General features: G+C 42.3%; 17 protein-coding genes. All 17 read left to right on the top strand.

Features of this window, described 5'->3' with window-relative positions; translation table 11 throughout:
- The 17 genes from smc to G596_RS0102230 all read left to right on the top strand — a co-directional run bounded on the left by smc (position 1) and on the right by G596_RS0102230 (position 15697).
- Positions 1-3558: a chromosome segregation protein SMC gene (smc, locus tag G596_RS0102310; protein ID WP_022760221.1), complete on the top strand. Its 3558-nt coding sequence runs from the start codon at positions 1-3 to the stop codon at positions 3556-3558.
- Positions 3558-4472, top strand: coding sequence for a signal recognition particle-docking protein FtsY (ftsY, locus tag G596_RS0102305; protein ID WP_022760220.1), 915 nt, complete (start codon positions 3558-3560; stop codon positions 4470-4472). The genes smc and ftsY overlap by 1 nt, the downstream gene beginning before the upstream one ends.
- Before the next feature lie 11 nt (positions 4473-4483).
- Positions 4484-5713: a threonine ammonia-lyase gene (ilvA, locus tag G596_RS0102300; RefSeq protein WP_022760219.1), complete on the top strand. Its 1230-nt coding sequence runs from the start codon at positions 4484-4486 to the stop codon at positions 5711-5713.
- A gap of 3 nt (positions 5714-5716) precedes the next feature.
- Positions 5717-6592, top strand: coding sequence for a YitT family protein (locus tag G596_RS0102295; RefSeq protein WP_022760218.1), 876 nt, complete (start codon positions 5717-5719; stop codon positions 6590-6592).
- A 5-nt stretch (positions 6593-6597) separates the two neighbouring features.
- On the top strand, positions 6598-7686 hold the full coding sequence (locus G596_RS23380; protein ID WP_022760217.1) for a glycoside hydrolase family 25 protein: 1089 nt from the start codon (positions 6598-6600) through the stop codon (positions 7684-7686).
- A 109-nt stretch (positions 7687-7795) separates the two neighbouring features.
- Positions 7796-8140: a YlxM family DNA-binding protein gene (ylxM, locus tag G596_RS0102285; RefSeq protein ID WP_022760216.1), complete on the top strand. Its 345-nt coding sequence runs from the start codon at positions 7796-7798 to the stop codon at positions 8138-8140.
- Positions 8141-8143: 3 nt separating this feature from the next.
- Positions 8144-9520 (top strand): signal recognition particle protein, encoded by a 1377-nt coding sequence (ffh, locus tag G596_RS0102280; protein WP_022760215.1) that lies wholly within the window; start codon positions 8144-8146, stop codon positions 9518-9520.
- Between the two features lie 110 nt (positions 9521-9630).
- Positions 9631-9873 (top strand): 30S ribosomal protein S16, encoded by a 243-nt coding sequence (gene rpsP / locus G596_RS0102275; RefSeq protein ID WP_022760214.1) that lies wholly within the window; start codon positions 9631-9633, stop codon positions 9871-9873.
- Positions 9874-9898: 25 nt separating this feature from the next.
- Positions 9899-10129, top strand: coding sequence for a KH domain-containing protein (locus tag G596_RS0102270; RefSeq protein WP_022760213.1), 231 nt, complete (start codon positions 9899-9901; stop codon positions 10127-10129).
- 59 nt (positions 10130-10188) lie between these two features.
- The gene (gene trmD / locus G596_RS0102265; RefSeq protein ID WP_022760212.1) at positions 10189-10968 is read left to right on the top strand and encodes a tRNA (guanosine(37)-N1)-methyltransferase TrmD; all 780 of its coding nucleotides are present in this window, start codon (positions 10189-10191) and stop codon (positions 10966-10968) included.
- Positions 10965-11486, top strand: coding sequence for a ribosome maturation factor RimM (gene rimM, locus G596_RS0102260; RefSeq protein ID WP_022760211.1), 522 nt, complete (start codon positions 10965-10967; stop codon positions 11484-11486). The genes trmD and rimM overlap by 4 nt, the downstream gene beginning before the upstream one ends.
- 88 nt (positions 11487-11574) lie before the next feature.
- A complete protein-coding gene (gene udp, locus G596_RS0102255) occupies positions 11575-12351 on the top strand; it encodes a uridine phosphorylase (RefSeq protein ID WP_022760210.1) in 777 nt (258 codons plus the stop codon).
- Positions 12352-12463: 112 nt separating this feature from the next.
- Entirely contained in the window at positions 12464-12811 is a 348-nt protein-coding gene (gene rplS, locus G596_RS0102250; protein WP_022760209.1) for a 50S ribosomal protein L19, read from the top strand.
- Positions 12812-12887: 76 nt separating this feature from the next.
- Entirely contained in the window at positions 12888-13481 is a 594-nt protein-coding gene (lepB, locus tag G596_RS0102245; RefSeq protein ID WP_044927597.1) for a signal peptidase I, read from the top strand.
- Between the two features lie 11 nt (positions 13482-13492).
- Complete coding sequence (ylqF, locus tag G596_RS0102240) at positions 13493-14371, top strand: ribosome biogenesis GTPase YlqF (protein ID WP_022760207.1); 879 nt, start codon at positions 13493-13495, stop codon at positions 14369-14371.
- Positions 14368-14937 (top strand): signal peptidase I, encoded by a 570-nt coding sequence (gene lepB, locus G596_RS0102235; protein WP_022760206.1) that lies wholly within the window; start codon positions 14368-14370, stop codon positions 14935-14937. The genes ylqF and lepB (G596_RS0102235) overlap by 4 nt, the downstream gene beginning before the upstream one ends.
- A complete protein-coding gene (locus G596_RS0102230; RefSeq protein ID WP_022760205.1) occupies positions 14930-15697 on the top strand; it encodes a ribonuclease HII in 768 nt (255 codons plus the stop codon). The genes lepB (G596_RS0102235) and G596_RS0102230 overlap by 8 nt, the downstream gene beginning before the upstream one ends.

Genomic DNA, 15697 nt, shown 5'->3' with positions numbered 1-15697 from the left:
ATGTATTTAAAAAGCATAGAAATTCACGGCTTTAAGTCATTTGCAAATAAGATAAAACTGGAATTTCACAACGGAATATCAGGAATTGTCGGACCTAACGGTTCGGGTAAAAGCAATGTCGCCGATGCTGTCAGATGGGTTCTCGGAGAACAGAGAATCAAGCAGCTTCGTGGCGGCACTATGCAGGATGTAATCTTTGCGGGAACGGAGCTGAGGAAACCCCTTGGCTACGCTTATGTCGCTATAACGCTTGATAATTCGGATCATGCGCTTCCTATTGAATATGATGAAGTAACTGTCTCCAGAAGGCTTTACCGCTCAGGAGAGAGTGAATATATGATAAACGGCAACTCATGCAGACTTAAGGATGTTAATGAGCTGTTTTTTGATACCGGTATCGGTAAAGAGGGATACTCTATTATCGGACAGGGCCAGATTGACCAGATTTTGTCCAGTAAACCCGAGGACAGACGTAATCTATTTGATGAGGCTGCAGGTATTGTTAAGTTTAAGTCCAGAAAGGATACTGCTATCAAGAAGCTGGAGCAGGAAAAGCAGAACCTGACCCGAGTGAATGATATCCTTTCAGAACTTGAGAAACAGGTTGAGCCACTTGAGAAACAGTCAGAGGTTGCAAAGGTTTACTTAAAACATAAAGAAGAGTTGAAGACTCTGGATGTAAACATGTTCCTTTTGGAAAATGCGGCACAGAAGAAGAATCTCGAGGAGTCTGAAGAGTGTCTAAAGATTGCGACCAAAAATCTTGAAGAAGCAAAGGAAAAGTATGAAGATACAAAGATTAAGTACGAGCAGATTCAGGAAGAACTGGAAGCTATTGATCATGATATCGAAGAAGCAAGAGCAAAGATTACGGATACTTCTGTAAAACGCGAGAAGCTTGAAGGCCAGATCGGTATTATGAATGAGCAGATCAGATCTGCTACAAGTGATGCTGAACATTTTGAAAAAAGAAAAGCCGATGAAGAGCTTAAGATTTCCGAAAAGGAAAAGGAAAGAGATAAGGTGCTTGTCGTAAAGGGCGAGATAGACAAGGAACTGGAAGTCCTTTCCGCAGACAGACAGGAAGCAAGAAAAAAACTTGACGGTATCGTTGCGAGCATTAACGAGATAAATAATGAGATTGAGAACTGCAAGAGCAGGATAATCGAGACACTGTCAGAGCGTTCGTCAATCAAAGGTAAACTGAGTTCTCTTGATACCAGACAGGAACAGATAAATATCAGGAAGGCAGAGCTTACCGGAAAGCTTGTTAAGGCGCGTTCCGATGAGTCCATGCAGGAAGAAATAATCAAAAAGCTTCAGGCCGAGTTCGATCAGATTACGGATGAAATCCGTAAAATGAACATGAAGCAGAAGGATTCGGAGAATGAGCTTGCGGGTATAAGAGATAAACTCTCCGCAAAGGATTCGAAGCTCCGTGATGCACAGAACCTTTATACGCAGGAAAAGTCAAAGCTTGAAACATTGAGCAATCTTACCGAACGCTATGAAGGCTACGGCGGAAGCGTTAAGAAGGTAATGGAGAAAAAAGACGACAATCCCGGAATTATTGGTGTTGTTGCCGATATTATAAAGACTCAGCCCAAGTATGAAACGGCTATAGAGATAGCACTTGGCGGTAATATTCAGAATATCGTAACCGATGATGAAGAAACCGCAAAGGATATGATTGCTTATCTGAAAAAGACCAAGGCCGGAAGAGCAACTTTTCTTCCACTTACAAGTATCCGCGAACCTCAGGAGTTCAAGGCACAGGAAGCCCTAAGCGAAAAGGGTGTTCTTGGTATGGCGGATGAACTTGTTGAGACAGAGGACAGATACAGAAGTGTTGCGAAGGCAATGCTTGGAAGAATTGTTGTTGTCGATACAGTAGACAATGCGGTTTTAATCGCAAGAAAATACAAGTATACCATCAGAATGGTTACACTTGAGGGTGAACTTCTTGTTCCCGGAGGAGCCATAAGTGGTGGTACCTTCAGAAATAATTCCAATCTCCTCGGAAGACGCAGAGAGATGGAGGAACTTGAGAAAAATATCAAGAAGTGCAAGGAGGATATCGCTCTTTTCCAAAAGGAGATAGAGGATACCAAGAAGCGCAGAAATGAGCTGAGAGTTATCGTTGAGGAGACCAGAACTTCTCTTCAGACTAAATTCATAGAGCAGAATACAGCCAGAATCAATGTTGAGAATGAGAAGGAGAGACAGAATCAGCAGAAGGGTAATTACTCAGACCTGAAGGAAGAGAGCGCGTCAATCGAGAAGCAGATTATCGATATTGATGGTGAGCGTGAGGAGTACAAGAAAGCTCTTGAACTTTCTGAAAAAACCGAGAAGGATGAATCCGAGAAGGTTACTCAGTATCAGGCTAAGCTTGAAGCCTTGCATGCCGACGAAGAGAAAGAAGCTGAGAATGTTTCTTCCTGGGATATCGAATATGAGAAGATTTTGCAGAAGGAGACCTTTGAACAGCAGAATCTTGATCGTATAAACAGTGAGATAGCTACAGAGAAGGCGGCTCTCGATGAAATTTTTGCATCAATAAAAGAAAATAACGAGATCCTCCAGCAGAGGAAGAAGGACATCGAGGAGATAAAGCTTACAATTGAGAGTTCCAAGGATGTTCAGTCCGATGTAAATAAGGAGATGGAAGAGAAGCGTGCAAAGAAGGAAGAACTTACAGCTTCTCAGAAGAATTTCTTTAAACTTACAGAAGAATTGAATCAGACGATGAACGGACTCGATAAGGAAGTTACAAGACTTGGTGCCAGATGTGAGAGAGCAAAGGAAGCTATAGAGACTCAGATCAACTATATGTGGGATGAGTATGAGATAACATTAACCGATGCATCCTCCATGAGAGACGAAAGTCTCAACGATATGTCTGCGATGAAGAAGCAGATAGGCTCGTTAAAGGATGCTATAAGAAAACTCGGTGATGTTAATGTTAACGCCATTGAGGATTACAGAGTGCTCATGGAGAGATATACCTTCATGAAGACACAGCATGATGATCTTGTTACAGCCGAGCAGCAGCTTCGCGAGATTATCTCCGAACTCGATGAATCCATGAGAAAGCAGTTCATGGAAGAGTTTACAAAAATACAGTCAGAGTTTGACAAGGTATTTAAAGAAATGTTCGGAGGCGGTAAGGGTACGCTGGAACTTGTTGAGGATGAGGATATCCTTGAGGCTGGAATCAGAATCAATGCTCAGCCTCCGGGAAAGAAACTTGTTAATATGATGCAACTTTCCGGTGGTGAGAAGGCACTTGCTGCAATTGCGCTTCTGTTTGCAATTCAGAATCTGAAGCCGTCACCTTTCTGCTTGCTTGATGAGATTGAGGCGGCGCTTGATGAAAATAACGTAGTTAGATTTGCACATTATCTGCATAAGCTGAAATCAACCCAGTTTATTGTAATTACCCATAGGCGTGGTACAATGGAAAGTGCTGACAGACTCTATGGTATAACCATGCAGGAGAAGGGTGTGTCGACACTTGTAAGTGTTAATTTGATTGATAAGGAGCTGACGGATTAATGGCAGGTGGCTTTTTTTCAAGGCTTTCAAATGGCCTATCAAAAACTAAAGAAGGTGTTGTAAAGGGAATAAATAATGTCCTTAGCAACTTTTCAACTGTGGATGAGGATTTCTACGAGGAACTTGAAGAGACTCTCATTATGGGAGATATCGGAGTTAATGCTACCAGCAGGATTATGGACAAGCTCCGCGAGCAGGTCAGGGATAATCATATAACAGATACCTGGGCATGCAAGACACTCCTTGTATCCAACATCAGAGAGCAGATGAAGACTGATGACGATACCTATAAGTTTGAGGAAGATAAGACAGTTATTTTTGTTATCGGAGTAAACGGTGTCGGTAAGACGACATCTGTCGGAAAACTTGCTGCTCATTTCAGAAAGAAAGGCAAGAAAGTACTTGTTGCGGCTGCCGATACCTACAGGGCAGGTGCTACTGAGCAATTAAGACAGTGGACAGACAGGGCCGAAGTTCCGCTTATTTCCGGAAAAGAGGGAGCGGATCCCGCCAGTGTAATCTATGATGCTGTTGCTGCCTTCAGGTCGAGAGATTGCGACATTCTTATGATTGATACGGCCGGAAGACTTCATAATAAGAAGAATCTGATGGAGGAGCTTGCCAAGATGAACAGGATTCTTGACAAGGAGCTTCCTGGAATACATAGAGAAAATTTTATTGTTCTTGACGGCACAACCGGACAGAATGCTATATCGCAGGCGAGAGAGTTCGGTGAGGTTGCTGATCTTACCGGAATAGTTCTCACTAAGCTTGATGGTACGGCAAAGGGCGGAATAGCAGTTGCTATTGTGTCAGAGCTTAATATTCCGGTTAAATATATCGGCGTCGGTGAAGCTCTAGAGGATCTTGAGAGATTTAATTCCGACCAGTTTGTAGATGCATTATTTTCATAAGGAGAATGGACATGTCTGAGAAAAACGAAAGCCTGACGCTTCCCGCATTCGAGGAAGCGTATGAGGATGTTAAAAAGGTAACTCTTGAAACAAAACTTATTTACAGTGACTATTGGAGCGCTGCCACAGGCAGTAAGGTCTATTTAAAGCCTGAGAATCTCCAGAGAACCGGTGCATATAAGGTTAGAGGTGCTTATTACAAAATATCTACAATGTCTGAGGATGAGAGAAAGAAGGGGCTCATCACTGCATCAGCAGGTAACCACGCGCAGGGTGTGGCTTATGCAGCAAAGAGCTACGGAGTAAAGGCTACAATCGTTATGCCTACTTCAACTCCTCTTATCAAAGTGAACAGAACAAAGGCTCTCGGCGCAGAGGTCATTCTTCATGGTGATGTATATGATGAAGCCTGCGAGCATGCACTTAAGCTTGCAGATGAGCATGGATATACCTTTGTTCATCCTTTTGATGATCTTGATGTGGCAACAGGTCAGGGAACCATTGCTATGGAGATAATCAAAGAACTGCCTACTGTGGACATGATTCTTGTTCCTATCGGAGGTGGCGGACTTGCAACAGGTGTGGGTACCCTTGCGAAGCTCCTTAATCCCAAGATAAAGGTAATCGGTGTTGAACCTGCAGGTGCTAACTGTATGCAGGAGAGCCTTAAAAACGGTAAAGTTACAACTCTTCCTACAGTTAATACAATTGCTGACGGTACTGCGGTTAAAACACCCGGCGAAAAGATATTCCCCTATATCCAGCAAAATATTGATGACATAATTGCTGTTCCGGATGAGGATCTTGTCGTATCCTTCCTTGATATGGTGGAAAACCATAAGATGGTTGTGGAGAATTCCGGACTTCTTTCCGTTGCAGCGCTTAAACAGCTTGATGTTAAGGATAAGAGAATTGTCTGTGTTCTTTCAGGCGGAAATATGGATATCATTACAATGAGCTCTGTTGTCCAGCAGGGACTCATTATGAGAAATCGTATATTTACAGTTTCGGTTCTTCTTCCCGATAAGCCGGGACAACTTGCTGCAGTGGCAGAGGTTATAGCGAAGACCAGTGGAAATGTAATCAAACTCGAGCACAATCAGTTTGTATCGATCAACAGAAGCGCAGCTGTTGAACTGCGTATTACTTTGGAGGCATTTGGCAGCGAACACAAGGAACAGATTATAAAGATCCTTGAAGAGCATGGTTACAGGCCGAAGCTTGTTCGCACAATTATTTAATTTATGGCATATGTAGAAAAGATTACCAGAAAAGGTACGGATTATCTCCTTATTACGTTCGGAGCATTCTTATACGCAATAGGGACCAGTCTGTTTAATGATCCTAATAATATTGCGCCCGGTGGTCTTACCGGTGCAGCTATCGTTCTGAACAGAATTGTGCCTATAGGAACGGGTGTATGGTTCATGCTTATGAACATTCCTATTCTTTTTCTGGCAATCTATAAATTTGGAATAAGATTTACGATTTCGACTGTTTACGCTACGGTAGTCAATTCTATTTTTACGGATCTTATCGCAAGATATGCGTCGGGGATTATCGTTAAGGATGTAATTCTCGGTGTGATATTCGGCAGTATTTTTGTTGCCGTAGGAATCGGTATTACATTTAAATGCCACGCGACTACGGGCGGAACGGATGTTATAATAAAGATACTTAGAATTAAGTATCCTCATATCAAGACCGGTGTGCTTTTCATGATGATAGATATATTTGTTGTGAGCTTTGCCGGTGTTGTTTTAAGAGATATAAAAGTTGTTCTGTATTCATTCCTTGCTGTAATGATAACATCCTATGTTATCGACTTTGTTCTTTATGGTCGAGATGAAGCTAAGCTTATTTATATTATTTCGGATCATACAGATAAGATCACATCCAGACTTCTTAAGGAACTGGATGTCGGTGTAACACATGTTTTCGGACAGGGTGCTTACAGTGGTGAAAATAAGAAGGTTATACTCTGTGCTATAAAAAAGAGACTTTCTCCTATGGCGGAGGATATAGTCCGTGAGGAGGATCCTGATGCATTTATGATAGTTACAAGTGCGTCAGAGATATTCGGTGAAGGCTATAAGAGCTATTTTGATGAGCGGATATAATACTTATGAAGAAAACTGAAAATACCAAAAACAACAGCAAAATGGTTAAGAATACCAAGAATCTGATTTCGGTTATTTTCCTCAGCCTTGTGAGTCTTTTGGCGCTGTCGACCTGTATCGGACTCCTTCTTAGCAATGCTGCGATAAGAAGACAGGCTGATGCATCGCAGAGTGAGATCGACGCGCTTGAGACGGAGGGGTATTACACTACTGCGAGAGCCAACCAGCTTATCGATCAGGCTGATGCAAGGGCGCGTAAGGAAGAAGGAGACAGGCTCAGGGACACCTTCAGAGGGAAGCTCGAAGAGGGCGACAGAATAGGTGCTATAAGAACCCTCTATCCTGATGAAATAATTACCGAATATGCAGGGCAGTATTATTTTACTCCTATAGATGAGTCACTTCCCCTAAGTCCGCTGACAGAGGAGGATTTTCAGCTCCTTGAAGACGGAACTGTAAAGTATATAGGAACGGATGAGAGTCTGTCTGTTACTAAAGGAATTGACGTTTCCAGAACCCAGGGCGATATTGACTTTTATAAGGTTAAATCCGAAGGCATAGATTTTGTAATGATAAGAGTGGGACTTCGCGGTTCTGTCGAGGGCACTATTCTTGAAGATGACTATTTTAAGACAAATATAAGGAATGCTCAGAAGGCCGGACTGGAGGTCGGAGTTTACTTCTATTCACAATCAATTGATGCTGATGAGGCTGTGGAAGAGGCGGAATACGTCTTAAAACAGATTAAGAATTATGAAATTACTTACCCTGTGGCACTTGATCTTGAACAGACAAATTCATCGGATGCCAGGACCTCAAAGCTGACAAAGCAGATTTATTCGGAAATCGCCGATGCTTTTTGCGAGAGGGTAAAAGAAGAAGGATATACTCCCATGATAATGGGCGGTATAAGGACTTTTACAGAGTTCCTTGAGCCGGTATCGCTGGAAAAATATCCCGTATGGGTATCCTATTATGGATTCCCCCAATACTATCCTTATGACTACAGGATGTGGCAGTTTTCAAGAAATGGCGTTATTGATGGTATTGAAGGAGAGGTAAACTTGGATTTTTGTGTTATCCGTAAAGAATAAATGAAAGTAAAGTAAAAATACTTGACACTTTAAAATATATGCGATATTATATGCTTCGTGCGTATAGTATCGCATTTTTTGTATTGTTTATTATCTGTTTGGAGATACAATGGAGAGAATTGTTGAACAGGGGCTTTTGTATGACTTTTACGGCGAGCTTCTGACTGATCATCAGAGAAAAGTATATGAGGATGTGGTCTACAATGATCTTTCCCTTGTGGAGATAGCTGAAGAGTATGATATCAGCAAGCAGGGAGTTCATGACCTTTTAAAGAGATGCACCAATTCTCTTGAAGGATATGAGAAAAGACTTCACATGATCGAAAGAACAGACAGGATCAGACATCAGCTTGATGAGCTTGCGGGTGCTGCTTCTGACAAGGAACTTAAGGATGATGAACTTAGAGCGGTTGTCCTTAAGGCAATAGAATCAATTACAGAGGAGCTGTCATAACATATGGCATTTGAAAACTTATCCGATAAACTGCAGAATGTATTCAAGAATCTGCGCGGCAAGGGCCGTCTGTCGGAGGAGGATGTCAAGACTGCCATGAAGGAAGTCAAGATGGCACTTCTCGAGGCGGATGTTAACTTCCGTGTGGTTAAGTATTTTGTTAACAAGGTTCAGGAGAGAGCTGTCGGTGAGGATGTTTTAAACGGACTGAATCCTGCGCAGATGGTTGTCAAAATTGTTAACGAAGAGTTGACTGATCTTATGGGATCTGAGATCACAGAGATCCAGTTCCAGCCCGGTAAGAGCATCACTGTTATAATGATGTGCGGTCTTCAGGGTACAGGTAAGACGACTACCGCAGCCAAGATAGCAGGCAAGGTTAAGCTTAAAGGTAAAAAGCCTCTTCTTGTAGCCTGTGATATTTACAGACCGGCGGCTATTGATCAGCTTGAAATCAATGCCAAGAAGCAGGAAGTTGATTTCTTCTCCATGGGGACGGATGTCAGTCCTGTAGAAATTGCTAAGGCTGCAATAGAACATGCTGAGAAAAATAATGAAAATGTGGTAATTCTCGATACTGCAGGCCGACTGCAGATCGATGAAGATATGATGCAGGAGCTGGTGGCAATTAAAGAAGCAGTCACTGTTCACCAGTCACTTCTTGTTGTTGATGCCATGACAGGTCAGGCTGCTGTAGATGTAGCAGTTCAGTTCAATGACAGAATCGGCATCGATGGAATCGTCCTCAGTAAGATGGACGGTGACACGAGAGGCGGTGCGGCACTTTCTGCAAGACAGGTTACTGGCAAGCCTATTCTTTATGTTGGTATGGGCGAGAAACTCTCAGATCTTGAGCAGTTTTATCCCGACCGTATGGCCAGCAGAATTTTGGGAATGGGCGATGTGCTCAGCCTTATCGATAAGGTTGTAGAGACCAACCGTGAGCGCGATGAAGAAAAAGAGCGCGAGATGGCCTCCAAGATGAAAAAAGGTAAGATCGATTTTGAGATGTACCTTGAGTCCATGAAGCAGATGCGAAATATGGGCGGCCTTGGAGCAATTATGGGAATGCTTCCCGGAATGGGTAAGATCGGAGATGATCAACTTCCCGATGAAAAGCAGCTTGCCAGAATGGAAGCCATAGTACTTTCAATGACACCGGCCGAGCGTAAAAATCCGAAGCTCATGAACCCTCAGAGAAAATACAGAATAGCTAAGGGGTCCGGCAATGATATAGCAGATGTAAACCGTTTCATAAAGCAGTTTGATCAGATGCAGAAGATGATGAAGCAGATGCCCGGACTTATGGGTAAAAAGGGCAGACGCGGACTTGGCGGTTTAGGCGGCCTTGGAAAGGGCGGCTTTGGTAAGTTCTTTTAAACAATTAGTTATGAGTATCCTGTGAGGATTTCATATAGACACATGATGATTGCGGAGAAATTCGTTTATCATAGTTAACATTTTTATTTATTAAATGGAGGATTTTAAAAATGGCAGTAAAAATTAGACTTAAGAGAATTGGTAAAAAGAAGGTTCCTTTTTATCGTATCGTTGTTTCTGATTCAAAGTTCCCTGTAAACGGAAAGTTCATCGAGGAGATCGGAACTTATGATCCTAACACAGATCCCAGCACATGCAAGGTAAATGAGGAACTTGCAAAGAAGTGGCTTGCAAACGGTGCTCAGCCTACAAATGTTGTTAGCAAGATCTTCAAGCAGGCAGGTATTAAGTAATCACTTTTTAACTAGGGGAAAATTCATGAAAGAATTGGTTGAAGTTATTGCAAAGGCTCTGGTTGAAAACCCTGATGAGGTCGTTGTGAATGAGAAAAAAGACGGCCAGACCATTGTTTTGGAGCTACACGTTGCACCTTCTGATATGGGTAAGGTAATCGGAAGACAGGGACGAATTGCAAAAGCAATCCGCTCTGTTGTTAAGGCTGCATCAACCAGAGAGAACCTTAAGGTTGACGTTGAAATCGTCGATTGATATGACTATGCCCGGGGCTGCAATTACAGCTCCGGGTATTTATTTTTCTATGGAGAGTTATGAATTTTTATATAATGACATTATTCCCGGAAATGGTTATGGATGTACTTAATACAAGCATATTAAAACGTGCCATGGATAAGGGAATAATCACGGCAAAGGCAATAAACATCCGAGATTATGCAGACAACAAGCATAACAAGGTTGATGATTATACATATGGCGGCGGAGCAGGAATGCTGATGCAGGCACAGCCAATTTATGACTGCTATCAGGATATATTGAGGTCTATAAGAGAAGATAAGCCTGATTCGAATCCGAGAGTTATATATGTTACGCCTCAAGGGGAGGTTTTCAGTCAGTCAAAAGCTAGAGAACTTTCCTCAGAGGAGGATGTTATTTTTCTATGTGGCCACTACGAAGGAATAGATGAGCGTGTGCTTGAGGAGATAGTCACTGATTATATTTCTATAGGTGATTATGTGCTCACGGGAGGTGAGCTTCCGGCCATGGTAATGATTGATGCTGTGGCAAGACTTGTTCCCGGAGTTCTTAACAATGATGAATCTGCAGAGACGGAATCTTTTGATGACGGACTTCTTGAATATCCGCAGTATTCAAGACCGGAAATCTGGATGGATAAGAGGGTTCCGCCGGTTTTACTCTCGGGTAATCACGCGAATGTAGATGTATGGCGTTTTCAGAAGTCGCTTGAAAGAACAAAAGAGCGAAGACCGGAACTTTACGACAAATATGTAGAGGAACATCCGGAGCAGTTTACACCCAAAGCGATAAAGAAGAGAAACAAGATTCTTGATAAAATTAAGGAGCAGACATGACAGAATATTTTCAGGTTGGCGTAATTGCCTCGACACATGGACTTAAGGGTGAAGTTAATGTTTTTCCTACCACACAGGATCCGGAGAGATTTCTTGATCTGAAAAAAGTAATCCTTGATACCGGAAGAGACGGAAAAAAGGAGCTTACGATAGAGAGAGTTCGTTTTAACAAAAAATTCGTTATCGTAAAATTCAAGGAATTCAATGACATTAATGAGGTCGAACGCCTTAGGCAGAAACCGCTTATTGTTCGCAGAGAGGACGCCATTCCCTTGGAAGAGGGTGAGTACTATCTTGCGGATCTCGAAGGAATGAAGATTGTTGATGAGGATGGAAAAGAGCTCGGTATTTTGCAGCAGGTTATTCAGACCGGTTCCAATGATGTTTATGAAATGAAGCGCACCGATGATCCTGATGCAGAAACAGTCATGATTCCGGGAATTAAAGAATGCGTTAAGAATATTGATATAGAAAACGGGATTATGACCATACACGTAATGGATGGTTTGTTTGATTGATGATCGGGCAAGTGCTGAAATGAAATTAGCGGTTAAGCTGTGCAGGTGGTATAATTATTGTAGCTAAATTCATAAGGAGGAAGCGGTTATGGTAGATTATACTGAAGGTGCCGGATATCAATATCATATTCATCTTAAAGAAGGTGATGTGGGTCGGTATGTTATTTTGCCGGGTGATCCGGGAAGATGTGAGAAAATTGCGGCCTATTTTGATGATGCGAAGCAGGTTGCTTATAACCGTGAATATAACACCTATACCGGTTATCTTGACGGAGAGAAAGTAAGTGTTGTTTCGACCGGAATAGGAGGAGCATCAGCATCTATTGCAGTAGAGGAACTTCACAAGATAGGTGCAGATACTTTTATAAGAGTTGGAACCTGCGGTGGAATGCAGCTTGATGTTATGGGCGGAGATCTTATTGTCGTTAACGGCGCTATAAGAGCGGAAGGAACGTCAAAAGAATATGCGCCGATTGAATATCCTGCGGTTGCTACATTTGATGTAACACAGGCACTGAAGGAGTCTGCCGAGAAACTTGGCATAAGACATCATGTCGGTGTTGTTCAGTGTAAGGACGCTTTTTACGGACAGCATGAACCTGAGACAAAGCCGGTATTTTATGAGCTTGAGAACAAGTGGGAAGCATGGAAAAGATGTGGATGTCTTGGCTCTGAGATGGAGTCCGCAGCACTTTTTATTGTTGGACAATGGCTTCGCGCAAGAACGGGTGCTGTAATGCTTACAGTTGCCAACCAGGAGAGGGCTAAGGCCGGGCTTGATAATCCTCAGGCACATGATACGGATGCGGCTATCCGGGTAGCTATAGAGGCACTAAAGAAGCTGATTGCCAAAGATAAAGCTTGACTTCGCGAGCAAAATTATGGTATTATTTCATAGTTGCGAAAATGACGGTCCTCTGGTACGCATTTTATCATGTATTTAAGAACGTCCATTTATATAGTATAGGAGAAAGCAAATGAACACAATCATTGCAGAGATCGAGAAGGAGCAGCTTAACGAGAACGCTCCTGAGTTCAACACAGGTGACACAGTACGTGTTTACAACAAGATCAAGGAAGGAAACCGCGAGAGAGTACAGGTTTTCGAAGGAACTGTTAAGAAGATTCAGGGTGGTTCAAACCGCACAACATTCACAGTTCGTAAGATCTCAAATGGCGTAGGTGTTGAGAAGACATGGCCTCTTCACTCTCCTCTTGTAGAGAAGGTTGAAGTTGTGAGAATGGGTAAGGTTAGAAGAGCTAAGCTTAACTACCTTAAGGGCCTCACAGGTAAGAAGGCAAAGGTCAAGGAAAAGGTTCGCTAAGAATGATTTCTTTGGTAAGGGCAGTTACTTTTTAGTAATTGCCCTTTTTATCTTTTGGGATTTTTAAGGAGTGTTTATGCTTCGGAAAAATAGATACAGACCAATGTATTTGGAAAAGAAAAAGAAGGTAACGCCCGAAATTTTCAAAGAGATTCTTTCGTGGGTGTTCTATACCGCGGTGGCTTTTTTTGTGGCTTTTGTTCTTGTGCTCTGTTTTGGAAAAAGAGTCAGAGTCATCGGAGATTCGATGGAACCTTCGCTTACTAATGGTCAGAGTGTACTTGTTGACGGGATTGTCTACAAGCTCACCTCGCCAAAGAAGGATGATGTGATTGTTTTTTTGCCAAATGGTAATGAGAAATCACATTATTATGTCAAGAGAGTGGTTGCGGTCCCTGGGGAGACGGTAAAAATTGAAGGCGGCAATCTTTTGGTGAATGGCGAAACTGTCGTCACTGAAGATCGTGAATATGATAAAATGGAAGAAGCTGGAATAGCTGAAAATGATATTACTTTGGGGAGCGGAGAGTTTTTTGTTCTCGGTGATAACAGAAACAGCAGTGAGGATTCCAGAAGTGCCAATATTGGTGTTGTGAAGCTTTCGACCATTGCAGGCAAAGCGTGGTTATCCTATGGATCTAAAGAGGGTAAAACAGGCTTTGTGGATTAAAGGTAGAATGTATGAATAATTATCAGTGGTATCCCGGTCATATGACCAAGGCTATGCGCATGATGCAGGAAAACATCAAGCTTGTAGACCTGATAATAGAACTTACGGATGCAAGAATACCGATGTCGGGAAGAAACCCCGATATTGACAAACTCGGGCAAAATAAGTCCAGACTTGTTATCTTAAATAAAGCTGATCTTGCAGACCCTGATATCAGTAAGGAGTGGATAGAGTATTTTTCATCCACCGGGGCAAGAGTTATGGAGATGAACTCCAAAACGGGCTCGCAGGTAAGAACAGTTCTGGATCAGGTCACTGAGAGCTGCCGGGAGAAGATTGAGCGTGATAAAAAGAGGGGGATAGTAAACAGACCTATAAGGGCGATGGTTGCAGGTATCCCCAATGTGGGCAAATCAACTTTTATAAACCGGATTTCCGGAAAGGCGGCAGCAAAAACAGGCAATAAGCCCGGTGTTACAAAGGGTAAGCAATGGATTATGCTCGGGAAAAATTTGCAGCTTCTTGATACGCCCGGAGTATTGTGGCCAAAGTTTGATGATGAAACTGTAGGACTTCACCTTGCACTTATCGGTTCCATGAATGATGAGAACCTTGATAAGGGTGAGCTTGCAGTAAGCCTTATAAGAATTCTCGAGGACTGGTATCCCGGTGTCCTTTCAGACAAATATGGAATTACGGACAAGCAGAAACTCCTCTATGAAGAGGATATGTATGAGACCCCGGAGTCATCAATTCTTACAGCTATAGCTGATAACAGGAAACTGATAAAACAGGGCGGAAAAGCTGATATAGAAAGAGCATGCATGCAGCTTCTTGATGATTTCAGGAATGGGAGACTTGGAAAAATATCTTTGGAGAGACCGATATGAATAAAATAGAAGAGTTTATGAAAAGTGCAGGCAGTACTATCCTTACAGTTTTAATCGTCTGCATTATAACAATGCTGTTTATGAAATTTGTTGCTCAGAGAACAGATGTAGACGGTGAGTCTATGATGTATACACTTCACGATGGTGATGTGCTGATGGCAGATAAGCTTACTTACAAGTTTTCCAAGCCAAAGAGATTTGATATAGTTATTTTCCCGTATCCACAGGATCCCAGCGAATACTTTATTAAAAGGGTTATAGGGCTTCCCGGAGAAACAGTTCAGATAGATTATGACGGTAATATCTACATAAACGGAGAGATACTTGAGGAGCATTACGGCGCAGAAATAATCCAGAATCCCGGCAGAGCCGAAGAACCGATAACTCTTGGTGATGATGAATATTTTGTTATGGGAGATAACAGAAATTACAGTATGGATTCAAGAGAACCGCTCGTAGGAAATATAAAGGGATCTGATATCATCGGCAGAACCTGGCTCAGGATGTATCCTTTTTCATCTTTCGGAATAATTGATAAAAACAAGGAAAATAAGAGCGATGACTGAGAAAATAGGTGTCATTAAGTCTGAACTTTCAAATGCTGTTTCCGTAGAGGATTACGAAGCATTTTGCCAAAGATATGAGGCTGATGACAGAGCGGGAGTCAAAAAACTGATTGAGTCCGCAAAAAAGCATATAACAGCTATTGAAAATGAGAAGAAGCGCCTCTATGAGATGAGAAGTTACGAGAGGCTTCATGCTGGTAAAAAATATATCTGTGGTATAGATGAGGTTGGAAGAGGCCCTCTGGCGGGACCGGTATACGCTGCAGCGGTCATTCTTCCGGCGGATGCTGAAATACTGTATATAAATGATTCAAAGAAATTATCCGAAAAAAAGAGAGAAGAGCTTTATCAGGAAATAATGGAAAAAGCTGTATCGGTTGGTATTGGCTTTAGTACCCATGAGCGAATTGACGAAATCAACATCCTTCAGGCTACCTTTGAGGCTATGGCTAAGGCTGTAGATAATCTTTCTGTTAAGCCTGATATTTTGCTTATTGATGCGGTTCATATACCGCAGCTTGAAGCCTATCCTCAGGAATCGATAATAAAGGGGGATGCCAAAAGTGTATCTATAGCTGCGGCAAGTATTATTGCCAAGGTTACGAGAGACAGACTTATGGCCGAACTTGACAGTAAGTATCCGGGTTACGGTTTTTCACATAACAAAGGGTACGGAAGTGCAGATCACATAGCTGCTCTTCGGCAAATCGGACCTTGTGAGATTCACAGAAAATCCTTTATAAAAAATTTTCTTAATTAA

It is taken from the genome of Butyrivibrio sp. AD3002, from assembly GCF_000420905.1.
Lineage (GTDB): Bacteria > Bacillota > Clostridia > Lachnospirales > Lachnospiraceae > Butyrivibrio.
Note: the sequence above shows the minus strand (reverse complement) of the source record. Positions and strands in the feature narration are given on the sequence as shown.